This window comes from Phormidesmis priestleyi ULC007, from assembly GCF_003003695.1.
Classification (GTDB): domain Bacteria; phylum Cyanobacteriota; class Cyanobacteriia; order Leptolyngbyales; family Leptolyngbyaceae; genus Phormidesmis_A; species Phormidesmis_A priestleyi_A.
In genome coordinates this window covers 48,403-68,897 of record NZ_PVWG01000015.1, presented here as the reverse complement: position 1 = coordinate 68,897, position 20,495 = coordinate 48,403, and the positions used below count along the sequence as shown (strand labels likewise).

Genomic DNA, 20,495 nt, shown 5'->3' with positions numbered 1-20,495 from the left:
AAAGATCGCTTACCTTAGCTAAGGCTTCTCTTCATCCTACCTAATCGTTTACAGGATGCTAGGTTTCTGCGACCTGCCAAACGTAAAGCATCATATCCTGACAAAGGCATTCTGACTGAATTTCACCTAAAAAATGAGGGGTTAAGTGACTGCTGGATCTGAAAAATATAGATACTAGAAAAAGATCTTCTAAAAATAGTCGTAAAAAACTCCGACGAGAGCTATCTACAACCGTTATTATCTGTACCAACTTCTATATTTCGATCGTCCCCCTATCAAATTTGCCATTACCATGATCTCACTTAGCAAATGTCGATAGAGCTTGGCAGGGCTGAAGGAGCGTTTGCATCCACTTCACTCCTCTCAGCAAGTTCGTGGAACATTTGACGAGTCTTTCTAAAGTTTTTTGGGAATGTTTTACAAGGAGATCTTCGTTCAGCCATTATGACTAACTCCTCTTCTCAGCGTCGTGCTCTGATCGTCCAAAATAATTCCTCCCCGTTTGGAAACAAGCTGATTCAGTCTGGTTTTGTCAACAGTGAGCAGTTAAACCAAGCCCTCGCTGAGAGTCGTAGATCGGGTGAATCGCTTGCTACCGCTTTAGAGAAAATTAAGGGACAGCCGCTTCCACCAGACTTACTCCGTCAATACAAGAAGCAACAACTATTTGAACTGAAGATTCTCTATGGCGTAGAGTCACTCGATCCAGAAATTAGTCAAATTTCGGCTAATCAGATGAGTCAGTTGATTGATACCTTGATTCCGATCGAGATTTGCAGTCGCTATAAATTATTGCCCCTTGCCCAGAGTGACGCTCAACCGCCTTTTGTGTTGGTCGCGATGGTTGATCCCGATAACCTGGCTGCTCAAGACGACTTAAATCGAATTCTGCGCTCAAAAGGGTTAAGCCTCCAGCGATTAGTGATCACGTTAGAAGATTACCAGCGCTTGATGTCACAACACCGTGACACTGCGTTAGAAGTCCAAAAGCAAATAGAGCAAGAGTCAAAAGTCGATGTCAAATCTGACCTGGAAGGCTTGGAATCGCTGGGTGAAGATCTTGACGATGACGCTTCTGAAGTAGATTTAGATGCCTCTGATGCCGAAGCCGCACCGATCATTGCTTTAGTCAACAAAATCTTGATCAAAGCGCTGCAAATGGGCGTGTCAGATATTCACATTGAGCCACAGGAAGAGGTTTTGCGAGTCCGCTTTCGGAAAGATGGCGTCTTGCAAGAAGCATTTGAACCCTTCCCCAAAAAGATTATTCCTGCCGTCACCGCTCGCTTTAAGATCATTGCGCTGCTCGATATTGCAGAGCGACGAGTGCCTCAAGATGGACGCATCCGACGCGTTTATGACGGTCGCAAAGTAGACTTTCGAGTCAGCACGCTTCCGAGTCGTTACGGCGAGAAGGTGGTCTTGCGGATTCTGGATAACGCAGTCACGCAGTTGGGTTTGCACAAGCTGATCACCGATCCAGTTTCGCTAGAAACCGTTCAAGAGATGGTCAGCCGTCCCTTTGGGTTGCTTTTAGTCACAGGCCCAACTGGGTCTGGTAAAACGACCACACTTTACTCTGCCTTGGCTGAACGCAATGACCCCGGCGTAAATATCAGTACTGTAGAAGACCCGATCGAGTATTCGCTGCCTGGTCTGACTCAAGTCCAAGTTCTACGTGAAAAAGGAATGGACTTTGCGGCAGTGCTACGAGCCTTTTTGCGGCAAGACCCCGATGTGATTTTGGTGGGTGAAACTCGTGACCGCGAAACGGCAAAGACGGCGATCGAAGCTGCCCTCACTGGACACTTGGTTTTAACCACGTTGCACACCAATGACGCGGCTGGCGCGATCGCCCGACTCGATGAGATGGGCGTTGAACCCTTCATGATCTCAGGTGCCCTCTTAGGAGTTGTGGCTCAACGTCTCGTGCGTCGAGTGTGCGATGAGTGTAGACAACCTTATATGCCGACGATCGAAGAACTGGCGCGATTTGGCTTATCGAGTTCTGGTGATACTCAATTAACGTTGTTTAGAGCTAATACGCTGCAAACTCACGAGATTCAACAAGCAAGAGCCAATGGAACCTTGTGCCAGAAGTGCAATGGAGGCGGTTACAAAGGACGCTTGGGAGTCTATGAAGTGATGAAGGTAACCGAACGAATTCAAGCCTTGATTACAGAAGGGGCACCGACCGAGCGAATCAAAGAAACGGCGGTCGAAGAAGGCATGCAAACACTACTTTCCTATAGCCTAAATCTAGTGCGTACAGGTCTGACTACTTTTGAGGAAATCGAGCGTGTCACCTTCACCGACACTGGCTTAGAGGCAGAACTGCGGGCTAAACGCAAGAGTTCGCTAACTTGCCGAGGCTGCGGTGCCGAGATGCAGCAAGAATGGCTAGATTGCCCCTACTGCACGACCTCGCGATTTCAAGAATAGTGGCGATCTCCTAACAACTCACAGATCCCGTGATAGCACGGACGCGATCGCTGGGTAGACTAAATTCCAAAAACTGATTTAGAAATCCATCCCCACATACCAAAGGAGCAAACCGCATGGAGTTGATGATTGAAGACCTGATGGAGCAACTGATCGAGATGGGTGGCTCTGACCTGCACCTAACCGCAGGGTTGCCTCCCTACTTTCGCATTAGTGGGCACCTTCAGCCGATCGGCGACCAGGTTTTGAGCGCTGAAGAATGTCAGCGCCTCATTTTCAGTATGTTGAACAACACCCAGCGTAAGAATCTAGAGCAAAATTGGGAGTTAGATTGCTCCTATGGGGTTCGGGGTTTGGCGCGCTTCCGGGTCAACGTCTACAAAGACCGAGGCACCTATGCGGCGTGCTTGCGAGCGCTCAGTTCTAAAATTCCTAACTTTGAAAAACTCGGACTTCCTGATGTCGTGCGGGAAATGTCGGAAAAGCCTAGAGGTTTGATTTTGGTGACGGGGCCGACGGGTTCTGGCAAGACGACGACTCTTGCAGCGATGATCGACCTGATCAATCGCACCCGCGCCGAACATATTTTAACCATTGAAGACCCGATCGAATTCGTTTACGAACCCGTTAAAAGTCTGGTTCACCAGCGCCAACTGGGTGAAGATACGAAGAGCTTTGCAAACGCGCTAAAAGCAGCTTTACGAGAAGATCCCGATATCATTCTGGTCGGCGAAATGCGAGATCTAGACACTATTTCGCTGGCCATCACTGCGGCTGAAACAGGGCACTTGGTTTTTGGTACGCTCCACACCAGTTCAGCGTCTCAGACGGTCGATCGGATGATTGACGTGTTCCCGGCTGAACGGCAAACCCAAATCAGAGTGCAGCTTTCTAACTCTCTAGTCGCAGTCTTTAGCCAAACATTAGTGCCCAAGAAGAACCCTAAACCCGGTGAGTATGGACGAATCATGGCACAAGAACTCATGGTGATTACGCCTGGGATCTCAAACCAGATTCGGGAAGGCAAAACTGCCCAAATTTATTCTGCTATTCAGACTGGCGGAAAATTGGGGATGCAAACCTTGGAAAAGGTGCTGGCAGATTTATATAAAGCTGGACAGATTACGTTTGAAGCCGCAATGTCTAAAACTTCTCGTCCAGACGAGCTTCAAAGACTGATCGGTGGGGTGCCCGCAGGTGCTGTCGCAGGAGGCAAACGTTAAGTAAATCGATCGATCGGTTTCTCTAAACGTTCTTCAGCCCTTACCGTTTTCAAATTAGCGATTCATTCTTCATTTAGATTCTGAGCTATGCCTACCTACGTTGCCCGCGTCCGAGATTCCAAAGGAAATGCCAAGAAAGAAAAAGTGACCGCTGATTCTCTTAGCGAGGCGCGATCGACGCTTCGAGATCAAGGGCTTTTTGTTCAAGAACTCAAACAAAGTGAGAGCTTTGACCCTAACAACATCTTTGACTTTAAAAAGTTTCAAGCTGCGACGGCTCAGGTGTCGATCAAGGACAAGGCGGTTTTCTCGCGTCAGTTCGCAGCTTTGGTCAATGCGGGTGTGGCAATGGTTCGCGGTCTAGGAGTTTTGGCTGATCAGTGCACCAACCCAAAACTCAAGAAAGCTTTGATGGAAATCAGTGCCGATGTCCAGCAAGGCACTAACCTCTCTGATGCCATGCGTAAACATCCTCAATGTTTTGACGGACTTTATACCAGCATGGTTCAGGCTGGAGAGGTCGGCGGCGTACTAGATGAAGTCTTGGATCGCCTAGCTAAATTACTAGAAGATGTTTCACGATTGCAGAACCAGATTAAGTCAGCGATGACTTACCCCGTTGTGGTGGGGTTTCTTGCAACCATCATTTTTCTGGCGATGACCATCTTTTTGATTCCGATCTTTGCCGGAATCTTTGAGCAGATTGGCACCGATTTGCCTGCTTTTACTCAGGCAATGTTAAACATTAGCCTTTTTCTTCGCAGTCCTAATGTGATCATTCTGATCATTTTGGTTCCCCTAGTCGTTTTTGCTTATAGGCAATACTACAAAACACGGGTAGGACGGGAAACGATGGATCGGTTCTTTCTGAAAATGCCGTTGTTTGGAGATTTGATTCAAAAAACGGCAACGGCTCGATTTTGCCGAACTTTTGGTGCGCTGACTCGCTCTGGTGTCCCGATTTTGACGTGCTTAGAGATTGTGCGAGACACTGCCGGAAATCAGGTGATTTCTAACGCGATCGACGAAGCCAGAAAAGAAATTCAGACGGGCGGCATGATCAGCATTGCGTTGCAAAAAGAACAGGTGTTTCCGCCGATGGCCATTCAGATGATGAGCATCGGGGAAGAAACGGGAGAACTTGACAAAATGCTGATGAAAGTGGCTGACTTTTATGAAGATGAAGTCGAGCAAGCCGTTAAAGCTCTGACCAGCATTATGGAACCGATTATGATTCTGTTCTTAGGCGGCATGGTCGGAAGCATCTTGTTAGCAATGTATTTACCGATGTTCAAAGTGTTTGAGAAACTTGGTTAACTACACTTAGAACCTTTAAACACAGCGAGGTCAGAAGTTAGACAAGATTGAATTCTAGCTTCTGACTTTTTTTATGAGAGATGTCTTTTATGTCAATTCAAAAAACTCACTACGAAGAACTGTTGGCAGCCTATAGTCAACCTGCTGAAGCGATCGCGCTGCTCAAACGCTATCGGGCTTATCTAGAAATGTTGCCCAGTATGCGAAGACCTGAAGAAAGCGTGATTACGATTCCGCTTCCGATCGTCAAGCTTCGTCATTCGTCTCCGTCAGCGAGTGGTCACATGACCATTACAACGGTTGAGTCGCTGATGTTGCCTTGTGATATTGCGATCGTCATGTGCGACCCAGAATGGAAAATCAAAACAGGGCGGGAAATTTTTATTTTTATTCACCAACCCGAAGAAGATTTTTCTGACTTTTTGAGTCGTTGGCGGCGCACTCAGGTTCTGTTAGACAAAGATTACGAATGGGTTATGCCGCCTCGCTATCAACATATTCTCAGTGAGGGCGCTGCCAAGATTTATCCGCTTTTTGTCGTCTTTGAAGAGACTCCTGAGCGAATTAAAAAAGGGCTGAAAGGCGCTGGCCTACCTTTTGTGACCCAAATGTTAGTAGTCGATCAAGAAGAAACTGAAGAAATGGCTTCTGAAGTCGCAAAAATTGAGGATTAGAAAATCAAAAAGGCTCCAGTAACTAGCTACTGGAGCCTTAGCCCTAAACAGGACTCGAACATTATTGTCCCTGTTTTTTAGCCTTCATCCTTTGTTTGCGCCGACTGGTTGCCACCATCGCATGATCAATCGGGAACCCAACTACCGGAATCACCTGATATTTGCGTTCTTCCTCTAGCTTTTTCAAGTTTGTGTAATCAACCCAATGAATGCAGTCAACGGGGCAGGTGTCGATCGCTTCCTGAACCAGATCCTCTGAGTCTCCGTCTTGACGGATTGCACGAGAACGCCCATAGTCAGGCTCGATGTAGAAAGTATTACGAGCCACGTGAGCGCAATGTTTGCAGCCGATGCAGACGAGTTCATCGACGTAAACGCCCTTCTGTCTAAAGGCACCTCCCAATTCTGGTTCAAACCCCGATCGGGCTTCTGCATCTCGCAAAAAACCACCTAACTCTGGTTCAAATCCTGTCCTGTCCGTAGTCGGAAAGTCGTCACCTGAATGTGGCAATTGGGAGGAAGACATCATGCGCTCCAGCGTTGCAAAACTAGCCGAATTGAGCCATCTTGATTGCGCTTCTGTTCAGAAACTTGAAATCCTTTCTGAGCGCTTTCGTTGACGATCGTGTGATAAGCATAACGCTGAGTCACTTTGCTTAAGAAATAGTCAACGGGGCTGTCTTGCTTCCAAAATTGCAGATCAGAAACGAGTTCATAAGACTGACCATTCCAAGCAAACCCGATGTCGTAGCCGTTGTCTTGCTCGATGACAACTTCGGCAGTGTGAGTTAGGCCCTTGTAGCCACGAACTTCGCGAGGGCCAGATTTCCAGTCAATATCGAGATCATCTAAAGCAGACTTCAAGGAAGGTAAATTACGAATTTGAGTTTTGATTTGGCTGAAGTGTGACATGGCAGTTATTAACGCATCTAAAACTTTACAAATTGAGAAGACTTACCAGTTACTAAACGTCGCTTGAGTCGTCACAGCAGCAGACTGCTGAACGGTTTGCGCGAAATATTCGGAGGTGTGTTCTTGGGTCAAGACTTGACCGAGTTGCGCCTCGATCGCGGCCGTTACCTCTGCACAAGAAGCCCCAATGATGCCCGTAACTTTCTCTTGCACTCGACCGTCTGGGTAGATCACGAACTCTAGCGTTTCCATACTCTCGGCTCTACAAAGGGTCTATATAAAGGACTCGATCGCTGGCATAGACAGGTTAATGCACACGGTTGCTCTAACTTTTCCTACACTCTATTAAACTTTCAGCAATCAACTTACTACGAATTAAATCGTCGCAGAAGTTAATGAATTATGAGAGCGTTTGGAGTGTAAGTGTAAGTTTCGCTTAACTTTCAGTTGCAGTCAAGTAATGCAGCACATTTAGCACCTTTACAAAAATTTATACTCGAATAGGTCTCAACGTTCTTCTGTCCTGAGGGTGATATGAAGATTTGCTGGTCAAATCCAGGCTTGATAACTCTAATTAGAAGCCTAAAGATTTTTACGATCGTGCGTTATTTTGCTAATAAAGTACCTTGCAGTTCTCCACAGCATTTCAGCAGCGCAGGTTAAGAGCAGTTACGTATATTTGACTAGTTCATTCACGAACCCTAACAAAGCCTGAATGAGCATTTTAGAGCGTTTAGTTTTGGGCAATCTTAGTCATAAAACAAAAAGTCTTTACGCCAAAAGACTTCTAGAAGGTAGGGTAGCCCTATGAGGGGTCATGCCCCATGAGTACTTAGAGAGAGATTGAGTAATAATCGCTACAGTGACTAGTCCTTCTAGGTGCTCCTTGTCCTCCAAAGCTATGCAAACTGAAATGGTGTCCTCTATCTCTTTAGGAACGTTGCTTCGCCAGCGATATTTGATCAAACAAGTCTTGGGTCAAGGTGGATTTGGTCGAACCTATTTGGCGATCGATCAAGAGCGGTTTAACGAGCCGTGTGTTTTAAAGGAGTTTACGGTTCCTTATCAAGATGATGCTTTGGTCGAGAAAGCCAAAACCCTATTTCAACGTGAAGCCAGTACGCTCTACCAGATTCAGCATCCTCAGATTCCCCGTTTTTGGGCAGCGTTTGAAGACGAGCAACGCTTATTTTTGGTGCAAGACTTTGTGAAGGGGCAAACTTATCGGAGTTTATTGCAAGCGCGTAAACAAAAAGGACAGGCGTTTTCAGAGACAGAAGTCTTACACCTTCTCAATTACTTGTTGCCTGTTCTGAGCTATCTTCACGATCGTGACATCGTACACCGAGATATTTCCCCCGAAAACATTATTCTCAGGAGCCACAATCAGGGCTTTGAGCAACTGTTTGGTCAACCTGCAAGTGAAAATTTACCCGTAGAACTGCCTGTCTTGATTGATTTTGGAGCCGTGAAGGAAGCCGCGAGTCACTGGCCGATCGTCTCAAGTATTACCCGCGTCGGCAAAGTGGGTTATGCGCCTCCTGAACAGTTGCAAACCGGAAATGTCTCTCCCCATAGTGACCTTTATGCGCTAGGTGCTACTTCTCTTGTGTTGCTCACAGGTCGTGAACCTCAAGGGTTATTAGACAGTCAGACATTGGCTTGGCAGTGGCAACCCTATGCCAAAATTAGCGGGTTGTTAGCGCTGGTTTTGCAGAAAATGCTGGCATTGCAGCCGGGCGATCGCTATCAATCGGCACGAGAGACGTGGGCAGATTTACAGCCCTTGATGGAAGCGATGCAAAGAACACTTCTCAACCCGATGCTGTCTCCTCCGCAACTGGATAATCGGGACATTGCGCCTGCGTCACGCGATCGCGCTAGTCCACAGGTAACCACCATCAAAACTCAACTTTATATGACGGCTCACAATCAGGACAGTGCATCTTCGCAACCGCTAAAGAAGGTTTCGTCGAGTCAACTTAAACAACCCCGAAATCAAGGAATTGGGGCAGCGATCGCGGCAAGTCTTCTAGCGACCCTGGGAATTGGGACGCACCTGTTTAAGGTCACACTGCCTTTGGGTTCGACTCAGCAAACGATTAGTCTCCCTGCTAAAGAGGTTGCAAGCAACACTGTGTCGTCTAGCAACAGCCAACCGCAGCGAATCGAGTTTCTCTCTGGTGAAACCTCAATGGTGATACCGGGAAATCTGCAAGATGACCCAAAGCTTTATGTTTTAGAGGCGACTCAGGGGCAACTGATGACGGCTACTTTAGATGGGTCGTCCGGCGTGATTATGAGTGTGCTGCGAGCAAATCAACAAGGCGTTGACACGGCTGCTCATCAAACTCGCAATTGGACAGGGCGACTTCCTGCAACCGAGCAGTATACGATTCAGGTGAGCGGAAATGGCGTTTACTCGCTAGATATTTCGATCACACCATTGAGTCGTTCTGACTATTCAGACACGCAAGTGATCAAGTTCGATCGCGGCAAATCTGCAACAACTGTGACTGGCAAAGTTGAGGCTAATCACAAACGCCAATATTTGTTGAAAGCAAAAAGTCGGCAGATTATGGCGGTGAAAGTGGTGGCAGGAGAGGTAAACTTTAGCGCGATCGCACCTAACGGTCAGCGCATCGGCGGTAGTAGCAAGTCTCGTGACTGGCAAGGGCGACTGCGGACGGATGGTGAATATACCCTCGAAGTGTCGTCGACTAAAGCCGAGAATTTTGCGCTTTCGGTAGAAGTTTATTGAAGTTAGCGGTAGGTGATTGATTCAGTGAAGGTGGGAGCGTTTATAGAACACTCCCACCTTTTTTATTGACCATTGGCTGACTGTAAGAAGGTTTGAACGCTTCCATTTGGGCTGAGAACCACTCTAATCACGGCGCTACCTCCGCCTTTAATGGGTGACACAAACGGTTCATTCCAGGGGGGCATTCCTGTGCGATCAATATAGTCGCCTGCCACTTGGCTGAGGGGTTCCACGTTCAGAATAGAACCATCAGCATTTAAAGTCACACTATATTCCAGCTTCTCAGTTAGCTCTGGGCGAACTTTCCAACGCTTCTGAAAGAATTGTCTAACTTCGGCGACCTGAGGAATGGTGTCAAAAGCAGTGCTGTCTTTGCTGAGGGCACGGCTGGTGCTGCTGGGCGCGATCGCGGTTCGCTCCCCGGCACTTTGACTTGCCGCAGACGGGTTTGGAGCGCTACGAATCTTGGCGTTACCCTCTGAACGGCTTCCTGGTATAGGAGACACGGGATAGACATCTGGACGATCGCCCGACGGTGCAGGTTGAATGGTAATGGCTCCGGGAGGCGGTTCTACCGGAACGGAATTGGCAGGAGCAGGCGGAACGGTGATCTTAGGCAGAGTGCCCGTTGAAGGAGTGGTTTGATTGATCGATGGAGCAGGTGGATTAGGAATTGAGGTGAGTGGGGGAGCGGTGGGCAAAGTGGCTAATGGGCTAGGACTGGGGCTACTCGGTAACGGTTGAACGGCAAGACGCTGATCGCTGCTGCTGGCTCCCTGACTGCCCGTGGCAACGGTTTGATTGGGAGCGGGACGATCAAGCAACCGTAGGACAGAGGCAGTCAGCCCAAAGGCGATCAGCGCAGTTGCGGCAAGACTCGTCCACTGAGGAGACGTTTTTGCCCAAGCGGGACGGTTGAGATTAGGGAGTGCCGTAACATCTGCGGCATAGTCATCTAAAGCGCTGGCGAGATCTGCAAGCTGCACCGCACTCAATCGAATCGAGGCCCCAGATTCTGGAGTTGCCAGGGTTCCTAAAAATAGTTCATGGGAGAGGATACCGCTGGGCTGAATTGAAATTTTAGCGGGGTTGGTTTCAGACCCTAAGTTGGCATCACTGAGAGTAGGACGAGACATCACGCTCAAAGTTGAAGCGATCGCGGAATTAAGGCTTGGGTTGACCTCATTCTCTGCACGATGAGCGGCGTTTAGAAGGGTGATGGATTGGTTAAGAAACTGCTGAACATAAGCAGTGACCACTTGAGAGAGTGATTCTAGCTGAGTCCGATCGCCCTGCACCGTCACCCAGTGGTCATCGCTAACTCTGGGGTCGTCAAAACTGAGCTTAAAACGCAGATGTTTCAACATAGAGCGACCCATCCAACGAGAGAGGGGCGAGTCTTTCGCAGAGATTGCCAGCGTACAAGTGGGCGGCGTATACCGTCGGGTCACTGAGTTAGAGAAGGACATGGGTTCAAAAGTGAAATACGTCAGAGAGAGTTAGGCGTGAGAAGTTAGAGAAGACTGGGGAGATTGAATCGATCGCTCCAACAAGATCAGCCAGAGCCGCCGGACTCCGTTTGAACTGCCGTAAAACAGTAAGTCAATTAACAGCTTGAGTGCCAGATGAGTCAGGATCTCGGTTGGCACCGTTTCCCCGTCTTCCATTCGCTCTTGGTAAGTGTTGTGAAACGCATCTAAGTAATTTCCTAATAGAGAGGCTTGGTGGGGTTCTCGGTTTTGTTCGGCAAGCTGTTCTAACAAAGCGACGGCTCGACGCACCAATTCATTATGCTGTTTTGCGAGGTGGCAGATAATCAGCGAGAGCGCTCGTGCTTCTTCGACATCGAGTTTCTTGCGGCCGCCTTGACCTTTTCTTAACGGGCTAGATTGACGTAACCGCCAGAGAGACACCCGATCGGCAACCACCGACTCTAAGCCCAGATCGGCTGCCGCTTGCAGCATTGCCTCAGAACTGATGCCCGCGATCGCTTCAAGTGCCAGCAAGATCAGATCCAATTGGGCTTTAATGTTGTCCAATTGCTCAGGGTCGGGCTGAGAGGTTAAAGAAAGTTCTTCCCAATTAGGGGCTGGGCTGGGCGGCTTCACGATGGAGGTCATAGTTACAAGGTAGGAGACAATCTGAGCTTGGGAGAAATGGTTTCAAGTTCTGAAACAATCGACTTTTCGAGATCGAGAAAAGTTTCCTTACTGAGAGTTTACTATCCTCAGTCTAGCGGTAGTGGCGTTTCCAGTCTCTCACCCCTTTGGCGGATCGAATTTAGGGCAACAGTAACTGGCTTAAAAAGAAGCTGATCGCAGCGCTGCCGATCGGCACGGTCAGGTTATCAATCCCAAACTTTGAGAAGGCTTCTAGCCCGGTTGCGACGAGGGCAACGACGAGCGAAATTAGCCAGACTTGCCAGATATTCCCGATCGTCCCAATCAGAATGAGCAAGCTCACTGCATAGCTAACCAGCGCCATTGTTAGAGAACCTTCCCAGCTTTTTTGCATATCCCACAGTTTATAGACGTGGCGACCGAAGCGTTTACCAATCAGCGCCGCCAAACCATCACCCCAGGTCATTACCAAGATTCCCAAAGCGGCGTATTGCGGTAAATTGATTGACCAAAACCAAGCCACCAGCACACCGATGCTAACTGCGTAGAAAAAAGTGCCAAAGCTTTTGCGACCGATGCCGTTGATGTTGGGAAGAATCGGCATGTAATAGGACAGGAGGGCGATCGCGCTAAACAAAATCGATGCTGAAACCCCAACCCATAGCGGAATCTTCAGCCACCATGCGATCAAAATGACGTTTCCGGTGCCAATGTGAACCACTTTGCGAATCACTTCGTTTTCTGCTTTGCCAAAGCGTTTGGCTGCTTCTGCGAGTAAGCCGACGATCGCTAGCCAGGTTAAAGCGATCCCAATCTGATATCCCAACGTTTGGAGCGAACTGCCTCTAAAGTCGGGAAGCAAGGATGAAGTCAATACAGGATGGACTAAGCAGGGAATCACAAGAAACGCGGATATGTGGCTTCTTTATTGTAAGGACTGTTGCTTTCTTCTCTATCATTCGGGTAGAAGAGAGTTTGTGAAACGTTTATAGATTGCTCGACTCAGTAGATTTCTTTACTCTCAGTAAAGATTTCATAAAGGACGATCCGTAGTGGAAGAAATGTTGGCGTAATAAGTAGAGAACTTAGTTAGAGCTACGAGTTAGATTTCTCGTTTACATAAACTTTTTTCACATTGGAGAGAATTACGTGTCTCTATTCAGAACTTCCTTTGAGCGATCGCTCATTCTGTCGTTGACTGCATTGCCGATCGCGGCGATCGTGTCACTGCCCAACGCAGCCAAGGCAGCCAGCTTTCAGAATTTATATGTGTTTGGTGACAGCCTCTCTGATGTCGGAAACGTTTTCCGAGACACAAACGGGTTGATTCCGCCACCTGCTTTGCCTGCCTCTGGTGGCGGTTTGTCGGCTGGTTATGCCAATGGGCGCTTCTCAAACGGCCCAGTCTGGGTTGAATATCTGGCAAAAGATTTAGGTCTTAGTTTAGATACCCGCAATGACTTTGCCTATGGTGGAGCCACAACAGGGACAGAGAACGGGTTAAACCCACTGCTAAATCAGTTTGGATTTCCGAGTACGCTACCGGGGTTGCAGCAGCAGATCGCGACTTTTCAAGGACAGAATCCGACTCCTGATCAGGATGCTCTCTACATTCTGTGGGCAGGTGCCAACGATTATCTAAATCCCAACCTCACTGACCCTCAAGGAACGGTTCAGAGCGCGATCTTTAATCTCGGCACGGCGGTCACAAAACTGGCAGCGGGTGGAGCCAAAAACTTTCTAATCGCGAACCTGCCTGATCTGGGCAAACTTCCCTTGACACGAGAAGATCCGGTGCGATCGCAGGGGTTAAGTTTTTTAAGTAGTACTCACAATACTGCTTTGGCTCAAACCTTGGGCGTTTTACCCTCAACTTTGGGCGTTAATATCATTCCTTTTGATGTGAATGCTTTAGTTAACGACGCGATCGCCAATCCCAGCCGCTTTGGGTTCACCAACGTGACTGAACAGTGTTTACCTGCGACACCGCTCTTTCCCGGTGCTCCATCGCCGTCTACGCCTTGCGATCCCGTTAAAGACGCACCTAACTTTTTGTTTTGGGATCCGCTTCACCCCACTACCAAAGGGCACGAAGTCCTTGGAGAATATGCTTACTCGGTGCTGAAGTCTAAATCGATCCCAGAATCATCTCCAGTTGTCGGGCTTTTGGCGCTAGGGACGTTCTTGGGAACAGGAGCAGCTTTAAGGCGTAAGAAGATTCTCAAGCAACCTGTCACAAACAGGATGCAGTCTGAAGAAGTTGCTGTGGGGGTTGAGTGAATTGCTCGATCGCGGTCATCAAATGTTTTTGCAAGGTGGCTTGGGGTAACGGCCCTTGCAGGTGGCTCCAGGGTAAAACCTGATCCAGTGACCACGTATCGTAGACGTAGAAGCTCATCTCAGGAAGCTGTCCCCGCAGTTCTTTAAAGGCGCGGCGATAGCTACCCAGTGAATCGCCGTAATGTCGGGTGAGTTCTAACAGGTGAGAGAGGCGACGATCGCCCCGCGATAATAACGCCTGAATCACAGACCAGTTGTAGCTTTCAGGACGAAAATCAATGCCTTGGGGCCGCAACTGCTTTTGCAGAAACTGAAGTCGCTTTTCGGCTTGAGTATTGACCCCAAACCACTGAAAAGGCGTGTGGGCTTTGGGAACAAATGTGCTGCATCCCAAAGTGAGCCGCAGCCCCGGAGCCGCCTTTTTGACTTCGCGCATCATCGCGACAGTTTGTTCTAAATCCTCCGGTTCTTCGCCAGGAACGCCTGCCATTCCGTAAAGTTTGATAGCACTCAGTCCACCCGCTTTAGCGTTGATGGCGGCTTGAATAATCTCGTCATTGGTCAGCTTTTTGTTGATGATTTGACGCAGCCGATCGGAGCCACTTTCAACGGCGATCGTGATTGATTTGGTGTCATGCTTCGTCAACATCTGCGCCAGTTTCTCAGTCACCGTGTTCGTCCGAACTGAGGCAATAGTGACTCTTACAGAATCGTTCTGTGGTTTGTTGAGATAATCGAGCAGGCTCTCAAACTCTGGATGTTGCGTGACGGATGCGCCCAATAAGCCCAGCCGATCGGTAACTTGCAGACCCCGCTTGATCGCGGGAATCAGCGACTCTTCAACATCAGCGATCCGAAATGGCAGCGTTAAATAACTGGCGAGGCAAAAGCGGCACATCTCTGGGCAACTCCGCACCACCTCCACCATATAAATATTTTCCCAGGCGGCTTTCTCGGTGACAACCGTCGAGGCTGAAAGCGTATTGCCGCGATAGGTTTGCTTTTCGATGCGGGCGGGAGTTGTGGAGTCGATCGGCTCAATTCGCACGATCGCCCCATCAGGACTTTTGTAAGTCACCGTGTACAAACTGGGCACGTAGATGCCGGGGACTTGCGCTAAGTGCCGCAGTTGAGTTTGACGATCGGCGTGTCGAACTTCTTGATAAGCGTCAATAAACGCACCCAGCAAAATTTCTCCATCACCCAGCAATATCACGTCAAAGAAATCTGCAAAGGGTTCGGGGTTGGCGGTGAGAACGGGGCCGCCGCCAAAGACGATCGGGTGATTAGAGGTGCGATCGCACGATCGAATCGGAATCTCCAACGACTCCAGCAAGCCGAGAATATTGACGTAATCGAGTTCCCAAGACATCGAAAAGCCTAGAATCTCTGGCTGTGAAGGCAACGATTCATGAACGTCAGTAAACAAGCGACTAACCTCCAGATCACTCCGTGCGGCTAACGTTGCCCAAACCACCTGGTAACCCAGACTCGTAATTCCCACACTATATTCATTAGGGAAAGCAAATATGAGCGGAATTGCGTCAGCTTGAGAAGTTGCAGGCGTAAATAATCGGCGTTCAGCCGCAAAAACAGATGCAGTCACAGGTTGGCAGTCTTCTTGCTAAAAATAATCAGGGAATGAAGCCTTGATTTGAAACGGCTTCACTCTCCCTTCAGCCTAACACCTGCTTTTAGCCATCATCCGACTGATCTGGCTAAGAGAATTTCGCTTAGATAAAGTTTATGACTGAGAGTGCAAAGTAGTATCATGAAGTGCTTATTCAGTCTGCGGCTCACAGTCATCACCACCGAGAGGATATCGCGCATGGCATTTATCATTGCAACCGCAAACATGAAGGGGGGAGTCGGCAAAACTACCCTCACTGTGAACATTGCAACGTGCCTCGCCAAAAATCACGGTAAGAAAGTCTTGATTGTGGATCTAGACACGCAAATTAGCGCCACTCTCAGTTTGATGACCCCCGCAGATTTTGCCAAAATTAGAGCTGACAAGCGCACCCTACGGCATTTAATTAAGCGATCGATTCTGTCAGATAAGCAGCTTGCAACAACTGTCCCGGAGGCGATTCGTTCTTATGTTTGCAACGTCAAAGGGTTAGACCTACTACCCGGCGATATCGATCTCTACGATGAGTTTATGGTGTCAGAAATGCTGCACCAAACGGCAACTCGTCAGGGTCAAACAAACTTTGAGCAGGTTTGGAATAACTTCGAGAAAACCTTGATTCAGAGCATTTTGCAGCCAATCCGCAAAGATTATGATCTGATTATTTTAGACTGTGCGCCCGGATATAACCTGATTACCCGCAGTGCTTTACTGGCCAGTGACTTCTACCTCATTCCCGCCAAGCCAGAGCCACTATCACTGATCGGAATTCAGCTATTAGAGAGACGAATCGCCAAGCTGAAAGAAACGCATAAGGCAGACACACCCATCAGTCCCAATTTATTAGGAATTGCCTTCTCACTTTCGGGAAACGTGTTTTCGAGTCGCTATTATGGGCAGGTGATGCGACGGTTGAACGAAGATTTTAGTGAAGCAAAATTATTTAAAACGCGAATCCCGCCTGATGTGAATGTGTCGAAAGCCGTGGATACGTTTACGCCTGTTGTGTTAGCAAACCCAGGTACTGCCGGGGCAAAAGCCTTTGCAACGATGGCACAGGAATTTTTGCAAAAGCTGTCCACCGCCGCAAAAGTTGATCAGCCCCCTTCAAAGTTTGCGCTTTCTTCGCTAGATGACTAATTGTGGATGTGAGGGATAAAGTTTATTTTATCCCCCGTCCCTTTACGCTTTATGCGGCTTCAAGCCCAAACACTTGATTAAACACCTTCTCAACTTTGTAGCCAGAATCGATCGACTCCATCGGGTCTTTTCGCAAACGGTGACGTAGACAAAGGGTAACGACTCGACGAATATCACTAACTGTGACTTCGGTGCGACCTTCAAAAGCAGCGATCGCTTTAGCAGCTCGGTTAGTGACAATATCCCCGCGCAGTCCATCAACATCTAACTCTGAGCAGACTTGAGAAATCTTGACTCGCAGATCGTAATCAATCTCGATCGCTTTCAACCGTTCTTGAGCATTCACCAACTGTTCCTGAAGGTCAATTTGCTGAGGTTGATAATTCTCTAAAAACTCTTGAGGATTTTGGTCAAACTCCGTCCGTTGTTCGACGATTTGGACTCGCAGCACAGGCTCTTTAACGGTGCGAATTTCGGCGTGCATACCAAAGCGATCGAGCAGTTGCGGGCGCAGTTCTCCTTCTTCGGGGTTGCCAGAACCGACCAGCACAAACCGAGCCGGGTGGCGAATGGAGATGCCTTCTCGCTCAACGGTGTTCCAGCCTGACGCAGCGGAGTCTAGCAAGACATCGACTAAGTGATCGTCTAAGAGGTTGACTTCATCAACGTAGAGAATGCCGCGATTTGCTTTCGCCAATAAGCCAGGTTCAAAAGCTTTGACTCCTTCAGAGAGCGCTTTTTCGATGTCGATCGTCCCGCAAACCCGATCTTCGGTGGCTCCCAGTGGCAGATCGACCATCATCACTTTTTTCTTCGTCACCAAGACTTCGCTGCCCTTCTCGACAAGTTGCCGCACCGCATCGCCCATGATTTCAGGGTCGCTGGGATGGCTGTTAAAGGGATCATCGGCGACGACTTCGATTTCTGGCAGCAGATCTGCTAATGCCCGAATGGTCGTCGATTTGCCAGTACCCCGATCGCCCATAATCATCACCCCGCCGATTTTGGGGTCGATGACATTGAGCAGTAGCGCCAGCTTCATTTCTTCTTGACCGACGATCGCAGTAAAGGGAAAGACCGCACGGCGACGAGGGGCGGGCGACACGGTAGAGCGTCCATTCTGGGAAGTAGCTTCTGTCGTAAAAGTCACGAGATTACCTGCAAAATCAAAGAAGTTTTAATCAGCGTACTCAATTGTAGACTACACCGCGCACCGAATGTAGAGGCGTTGAGTCGCTCACAAGCGTGGTTTACAAAACAGATTTAAACAGAGCGAAATCCGATCGCTTAATTCTAAAATGCCCGTAGGTTATTCAAAACGGTTCTAACATTATGGCGAGTCAGATTCCGGTTGTTGTGAATGGTGCCACAGGCAAAATGGGACGCGAAATTGTCAAGGCGGTGTCTCAAGCGAGGGATATGACTTTGATCGGAGCCGTAGCGCGAAACCCAGACGTGAATGGGCAAGACATTGGCGAGGTAATTGGCTGCGGGGCGCTAGAAGTGCCGATCACCAATGATTATGAGTCGATGATGGCAATGCTGTCTCAAGAGAAAGAATTGGGCGTTGTGGTCGATGTGACACATCCCGATGCGGTTTATGGCAATGTGCGATCGGCGATCGCTTACGGAGTTCGCCCCGTGGTCGGCACGACTGGGTTGAGCGCTGAACAAATTCACGAGTTAGCGGTGTTTGCAGACAAGGCAAGTACCGGATGTTTGCTGATCCCAAACTTCTCGATCGGGATGGTGCTACTTCAACAAGCAGCGATCAAAGCCTCTCAATACTTCGATCACGTCGAAATTATTGAGCTACATCACAATCAAAAAGCTGACGCTCCGAGCGGGACAGCAGTGCAAACGGCTCAGATGTTGGCGGAGTTGGGCAAAACCTTTAATGTGCCGATCGTCGAGGAGACGGAAAAAATTCCGGGATCGAGAGGCGGCCAGTCCGATGAAGGCATTCGCATTCACAGTATTCGTTTACCGGGATTAATTGCTCACCAAGAAGTGATTTTTGGTGCCCCTGGTCAGATTTATACGCTGCGGCACGACACGAGCGATCGCGCTTGCTATATGCCCGGTGTGCTGCTCTCGATTCGCAAAGTTCTCGCGCTCAAAACCTTGGTCTATGGGTTAGAAAAATTACTTTAAACAAAAAATTGCCTGACTCCTAAAGCCCCCGGAGTCAGGCAGTTCATCTGAAGAACAGGTTAAACCGAAAATTACTAAACAAGTTCAGTTGCCCCCTAATTGCTTAGTTTTTCCGACCTGCGTTCCTCTGATTTGATCTCATTGTGGAATATAGATTCCGATTATCCCTCACGAAAAGTACTTGATTTTTAGGACAAGAATTCTGGGCTGGCTCAAAGAATCCGTAGTATCTCTCTGATCACGGGTGATCGATCGCATTCAACCAATCCGCAAACAGGCTGAAATCGCTAGAATGACGACAATCATCAGCCTTTCCCAACCCAAAATGGTATTAGGCTAATATTACCCAGACTGATTTTTTGATTTCACCCGATGCTAATTCCTCTCAGTCGCAAAAAGTTAGAACAGTTAATCCCTGCTGTAGGGACAGGTGCCCAATATGCCTACTTTTGGGGCAACTTCTCCGATTTTTTGCTGCGGGTGCTGATTTCAATTTCGGCGCTGGCGGTGATTTTGCTGGTGAGTTGGCTGCTGCCGATCGGAGCATTGCGCGGGCTTCGCTTCTTTTTAGGACTCTTTGCCCTGGTCTATTGGCTCTGGCGACCTGTTCTGCAAGCAGGTTTGAAGAATCGTGAATATCGCCGCTATAAATATGCAGGCTTTTTGCGCGGTGAGGTAACCGATGTCTACATATCAGACGAAGTGGTTGGTAAAGAAGAAACGGTGAACGATCGCGGCGAGTTAGTCGTGGTCGAAAACCGAGAACGCAAGCTGAATCTGATTGTCGAAGACGAATCTGGGTTTATAGAAGAGCTACAGGTGCCGATCAAGCGAGAACATCAAGCGATCGCGATTGGCGACACCGCAGAAATGGTGGTGCTTTCCAATCGCCCTGATCTGAGTCGAATTGCTAAAGTCACCGATATCTTTGTGCCCCGATGTGGAGTCTGGGTGAGTGACTATCCCTATCTCCGGCGCGATGAATTTGAGTCAGTGAGCCGTAAATTAGACACAAACCCTGAGTTTAACGATCTTCTTGACGATGACGATCAGCCCCGCAGACGAGGTGAGTATGACGAACCCAAGCCCCCTCGCAAAAAATCGGGGCGCACGCAAAATAGTGCCTCTAAAAATCGCCGTCCGCGCAAAACGGGGCGACGATCGAGCAGCCGTCGCAGCGTTGATTATTAAGTCCCATCAGCCCACGCCGTTACCTTCACGCCCATAAGCTTGCCACGCCAGATCGACTAAACTATTGACGATCGCGGCTGCCACGACTGCACTGCCTTTGCGCCCCTCAGTGCGGATGTGGGGAATGAGAGAATCGTTGAGACGAGCCTTAGTTACCTCGACATCCACAAAGCCAGACGGGGTGCCGATCACCAGCGCAGGCTTAATTTCTTCAGATTCAATCAGTTCTACGAGGGCAGAGAGGGCGGTTTGAGACTCGCCAACCACAAAAATTCCTTCAGGGTAGCGTCTTGCTAACGTTTCGATGCCCCACGCCGCACGAGTCTTTTCTTTTTGGGGGCGCGTAATTGCCTCCATGCTGCAATAAATAGGATTTGCAAACGTATTTTGAATATTGGTCGTAATGCCCACTTGCACCATCGGCACATCGACCACGATCGTCGTTCGGGCAGCAAGAGCGGCTGCACCCGATTGCAACGCCAATTCTGAGAATCGAATCAGAGATTGATACTCAAAATCTGCGGTCGAATAAATTACCCGACGAACAATCTCATATTCTGCGGGTGAGAAAATGTGGTCGCCAATTTCACGATCGATAATCGCGAGACTTTGGGCATCTGATGCGTGCCACTCCATAGGGTTTTAACTCGG

At 48.7% G+C, this 20,495-nt stretch carries 18 protein-coding genes; 9 read left to right on the top strand and 9 right to left on the bottom strand.

Features of this window, described 5'->3' with window-relative positions:
• The first annotated feature begins 444 nt into the window (after positions 1–444).
• The 4 genes from C7B65_RS14425 to C7B65_RS14410 all read left to right on the top strand — a co-directional run bounded on the left by C7B65_RS14425 (position 445) and on the right by C7B65_RS14410 (position 5,656).
• On the top strand, positions 445–2,442 hold the full coding sequence (locus tag C7B65_RS14425) for a GspE/PulE family protein (RefSeq protein ID WP_073069763.1): 1,998 nt from the start codon (positions 445–447) through the stop codon (positions 2,440–2,442).
• 116 nt (positions 2,443–2,558) lie between these two features.
• Complete coding sequence (locus C7B65_RS14420; RefSeq protein ID WP_073069762.1) at positions 2,559–3,665, top strand: type IV pilus twitching motility protein PilT; 1,107 nt, start codon at positions 2,559–2,561, stop codon at positions 3,663–3,665.
• An 87-nt stretch (positions 3,666–3,752) separates the two neighbouring features.
• Positions 3,753–4,982, top strand: coding sequence for a type II secretion system F family protein (locus C7B65_RS14415; protein WP_073069761.1), 1,230 nt, complete (start codon positions 3,753–3,755; stop codon positions 4,980–4,982).
• A gap of 89 nt (positions 4,983–5,071) precedes the next feature.
• Complete coding sequence (locus C7B65_RS14410) at positions 5,072–5,656, top strand: hypothetical protein (protein WP_073069760.1); 585 nt, start codon at positions 5,072–5,074, stop codon at positions 5,654–5,656.
• 61 nt (positions 5,657–5,717) lie between these two features.
• On the opposite strand, the gene C7B65_RS14405 is transcribed toward C7B65_RS14410, so the two are convergent.
• From C7B65_RS14405 to C7B65_RS14395, 3 genes are read right to left on the bottom strand one after another with little or no spacing between them, the layout of a single operon-like run.
• The gene (locus C7B65_RS14405; protein WP_073069759.1) at positions 5,718–6,182 is read right to left on the bottom strand and encodes a ferredoxin; all 465 of its coding nucleotides are present in this window, start codon (positions 6,180–6,182) and stop codon (positions 5,718–5,720) included.
• Positions 6,182–6,568, bottom strand: a complete 387-nt coding sequence (locus C7B65_RS14400) for a DUF1257 domain-containing protein (protein ID WP_073069758.1) — start codon at positions 6,566–6,568, stop codon at positions 6,182–6,184. The genes C7B65_RS14405 and C7B65_RS14400 overlap by 1 nt, the downstream gene beginning before the upstream one ends.
• A 42-nt stretch (positions 6,569–6,610) precedes the next feature.
• Entirely contained in the window at positions 6,611–6,820 is a 210-nt protein-coding gene (locus tag C7B65_RS14395) for a DUF2997 domain-containing protein (protein ID WP_073069757.1), read from the bottom strand.
• Positions 6,821–7,481: 661 nt separating this feature from the next.
• On the opposite strand from C7B65_RS14395, the gene C7B65_RS14390 reads away from it, so the two are divergent.
• Positions 7,482–9,329, top strand: a complete 1,848-nt coding sequence (locus C7B65_RS14390) for a serine/threonine protein kinase (RefSeq protein ID WP_181314399.1) — start codon at positions 7,482–7,484, stop codon at positions 9,327–9,329.
• A 62-nt stretch (positions 9,330–9,391) separates the two neighbouring features.
• Here the strand turns inward: C7B65_RS14390 and C7B65_RS14385 are convergent, their stop codons facing one another.
• The 3 genes from C7B65_RS14385 to C7B65_RS14375 form a co-directional block, all read right to left on the bottom strand.
• On the bottom strand, positions 9,392–10,798 hold the full coding sequence (locus C7B65_RS14385) for a DUF4335 domain-containing protein (protein ID WP_073069755.1): 1,407 nt from the start codon (positions 10,796–10,798) through the stop codon (positions 9,392–9,394).
• Between the two features lie 30 nt (positions 10,799–10,828).
• A complete protein-coding gene (locus C7B65_RS14380; RefSeq protein WP_073069754.1) occupies positions 10,829–11,449 on the bottom strand; it encodes a DUF3038 domain-containing protein in 621 nt (206 codons plus the stop codon).
• Between the two features lie 160 nt (positions 11,450–11,609).
• Complete coding sequence (locus C7B65_RS14375; RefSeq protein ID WP_223257290.1) at positions 11,610–12,323, bottom strand: diacylglycerol/polyprenol kinase family protein; 714 nt, start codon at positions 12,321–12,323, stop codon at positions 11,610–11,612.
• A gap of 275 nt (positions 12,324–12,598) precedes the next feature.
• Here C7B65_RS14375 and C7B65_RS14370 point away from each other — a divergent pair, with 275 nt between their 5' ends.
• Positions 12,599–13,729, top strand: a complete 1,131-nt coding sequence (locus tag C7B65_RS14370) for an SGNH/GDSL hydrolase family protein (protein WP_219898547.1) — start codon at positions 12,599–12,601, stop codon at positions 13,727–13,729.
• Here the strand turns inward: C7B65_RS14370 and C7B65_RS14365 are convergent.
• Entirely contained in the window at positions 13,683–15,335 is a 1,653-nt protein-coding gene (locus tag C7B65_RS14365; RefSeq protein ID WP_073069751.1) for a B12-binding domain-containing radical SAM protein, read from the bottom strand. The two genes, C7B65_RS14370 and C7B65_RS14365, sit on opposite strands and share 47 nt — an antisense overlap.
• Positions 15,336–15,557: 222 nt before the next feature.
• On the opposite strand from C7B65_RS14365, the gene C7B65_RS14360 reads away from it, so the two are divergent.
• The gene (locus C7B65_RS14360; RefSeq protein WP_073069750.1) at positions 15,558–16,499 is read left to right on the top strand and encodes a ParA family protein; all 942 of its coding nucleotides are present in this window, start codon (positions 15,558–15,560) and stop codon (positions 16,497–16,499) included.
• 49 nt (positions 16,500–16,548) lie between these two features.
• Here C7B65_RS14360 and bchI read toward each other — a convergent pair whose 3' ends face one another.
• On the bottom strand, positions 16,549–17,649 hold the full coding sequence (bchI, locus tag C7B65_RS14355; RefSeq protein ID WP_073069749.1) for a magnesium chelatase ATPase subunit I: 1,101 nt from the start codon (positions 17,647–17,649) through the stop codon (positions 16,549–16,551).
• Between the two features lie 182 nt (positions 17,650–17,831).
• On the opposite strand from bchI, the gene dapB reads away from it, so the two are divergent.
• A complete protein-coding gene (gene dapB, locus C7B65_RS14350) occupies positions 17,832–18,653 on the top strand; it encodes a 4-hydroxy-tetrahydrodipicolinate reductase (protein WP_073069748.1) in 822 nt (273 codons plus the stop codon).
• Between the two features lie 372 nt (positions 18,654–19,025).
• Positions 19,026–19,844 carry a zinc metalloprotease gene (locus C7B65_RS14345; RefSeq protein WP_073069747.1) on the top strand — a complete coding sequence of 273 codons (819 nt, stop codon included), beginning with the start codon at positions 19,026–19,028 and terminating at the stop codon, positions 19,842–19,844.
• A 6-nt stretch (positions 19,845–19,850) separates the two neighbouring features.
• On the opposite strand, the gene C7B65_RS14340 is transcribed toward C7B65_RS14345, so the two are convergent.
• Positions 19,851–20,480: a precorrin-8X methylmutase gene (locus C7B65_RS14340; RefSeq protein WP_073069746.1), complete on the bottom strand. Its 630-nt coding sequence runs from the start codon at positions 20,478–20,480 to the stop codon at positions 19,851–19,853.
• Between the last annotated feature and the right edge of the window lie 15 nt (positions 20,481–20,495).

Coding starts and splice junctions, on each gene's coding strand:
- C7B65_RS14425 (WP_073069763.1), top strand. CDS start 445: ATGACTAACTCCTCTTCTCAGCGTCGTGCTCTGATCGTCCAAAATAAT.
- C7B65_RS14420 (WP_073069762.1), top strand. CDS start 2,559: ATGGAGTTGATGATTGAAGACCTGATGGAGCAACTGATCGAGATGGGT.
- C7B65_RS14415 (WP_073069761.1), top strand. CDS start 3,753: ATGCCTACCTACGTTGCCCGCGTCCGAGATTCCAAAGGAAATGCCAAG.
- C7B65_RS14410 (WP_073069760.1), top strand. CDS start 5,072: ATGTCAATTCAAAAAACTCACTACGAAGAACTGTTGGCAGCCTATAGT.
- C7B65_RS14405 (WP_073069759.1), bottom strand. CDS start 6,182: ATGTCTTCCTCCCAATTGCCACATTCAGGTGACGACTTTCCGACTACG.
- C7B65_RS14400 (WP_073069758.1), bottom strand. CDS start 6,568: ATGTCACACTTCAGCCAAATCAAAACTCAAATTCGTAATTTACCTTCC.
- C7B65_RS14395 (WP_073069757.1), bottom strand. CDS start 6,820: ATGGAAACGCTAGAGTTCGTGATCTACCCAGACGGTCGAGTGCAAGAG.
- C7B65_RS14390 (WP_181314399.1), top strand. CDS start 7,482: ATGGTGTCCTCTATCTCTTTAGGAACGTTGCTTCGCCAGCGATATTTG.
- C7B65_RS14385 (WP_073069755.1), bottom strand. CDS start 10,798: ATGTCCTTCTCTAACTCAGTGACCCGACGGTATACGCCGCCCACTTGT.
- C7B65_RS14380 (WP_073069754.1), bottom strand. CDS start 11,449: ATGACCTCCATCGTGAAGCCGCCCAGCCCAGCCCCTAATTGGGAAGAA.
- C7B65_RS14360 (WP_073069750.1), top strand. CDS start 15,558: ATGGCATTTATCATTGCAACCGCAAACATGAAGGGGGGAGTCGGCAAA.
- dapB (WP_073069748.1), top strand. CDS start 17,832: ATGGCGAGTCAGATTCCGGTTGTTGTGAATGGTGCCACAGGCAAAATG.
- C7B65_RS14345 (WP_073069747.1), top strand. CDS start 19,026: ATGCTAATTCCTCTCAGTCGCAAAAAGTTAGAACAGTTAATCCCTGCT.
- C7B65_RS14340 (WP_073069746.1), bottom strand. CDS start 20,480: ATGGAGTGGCACGCATCAGATGCCCAAAGTCTCGCGATTATCGATCGT.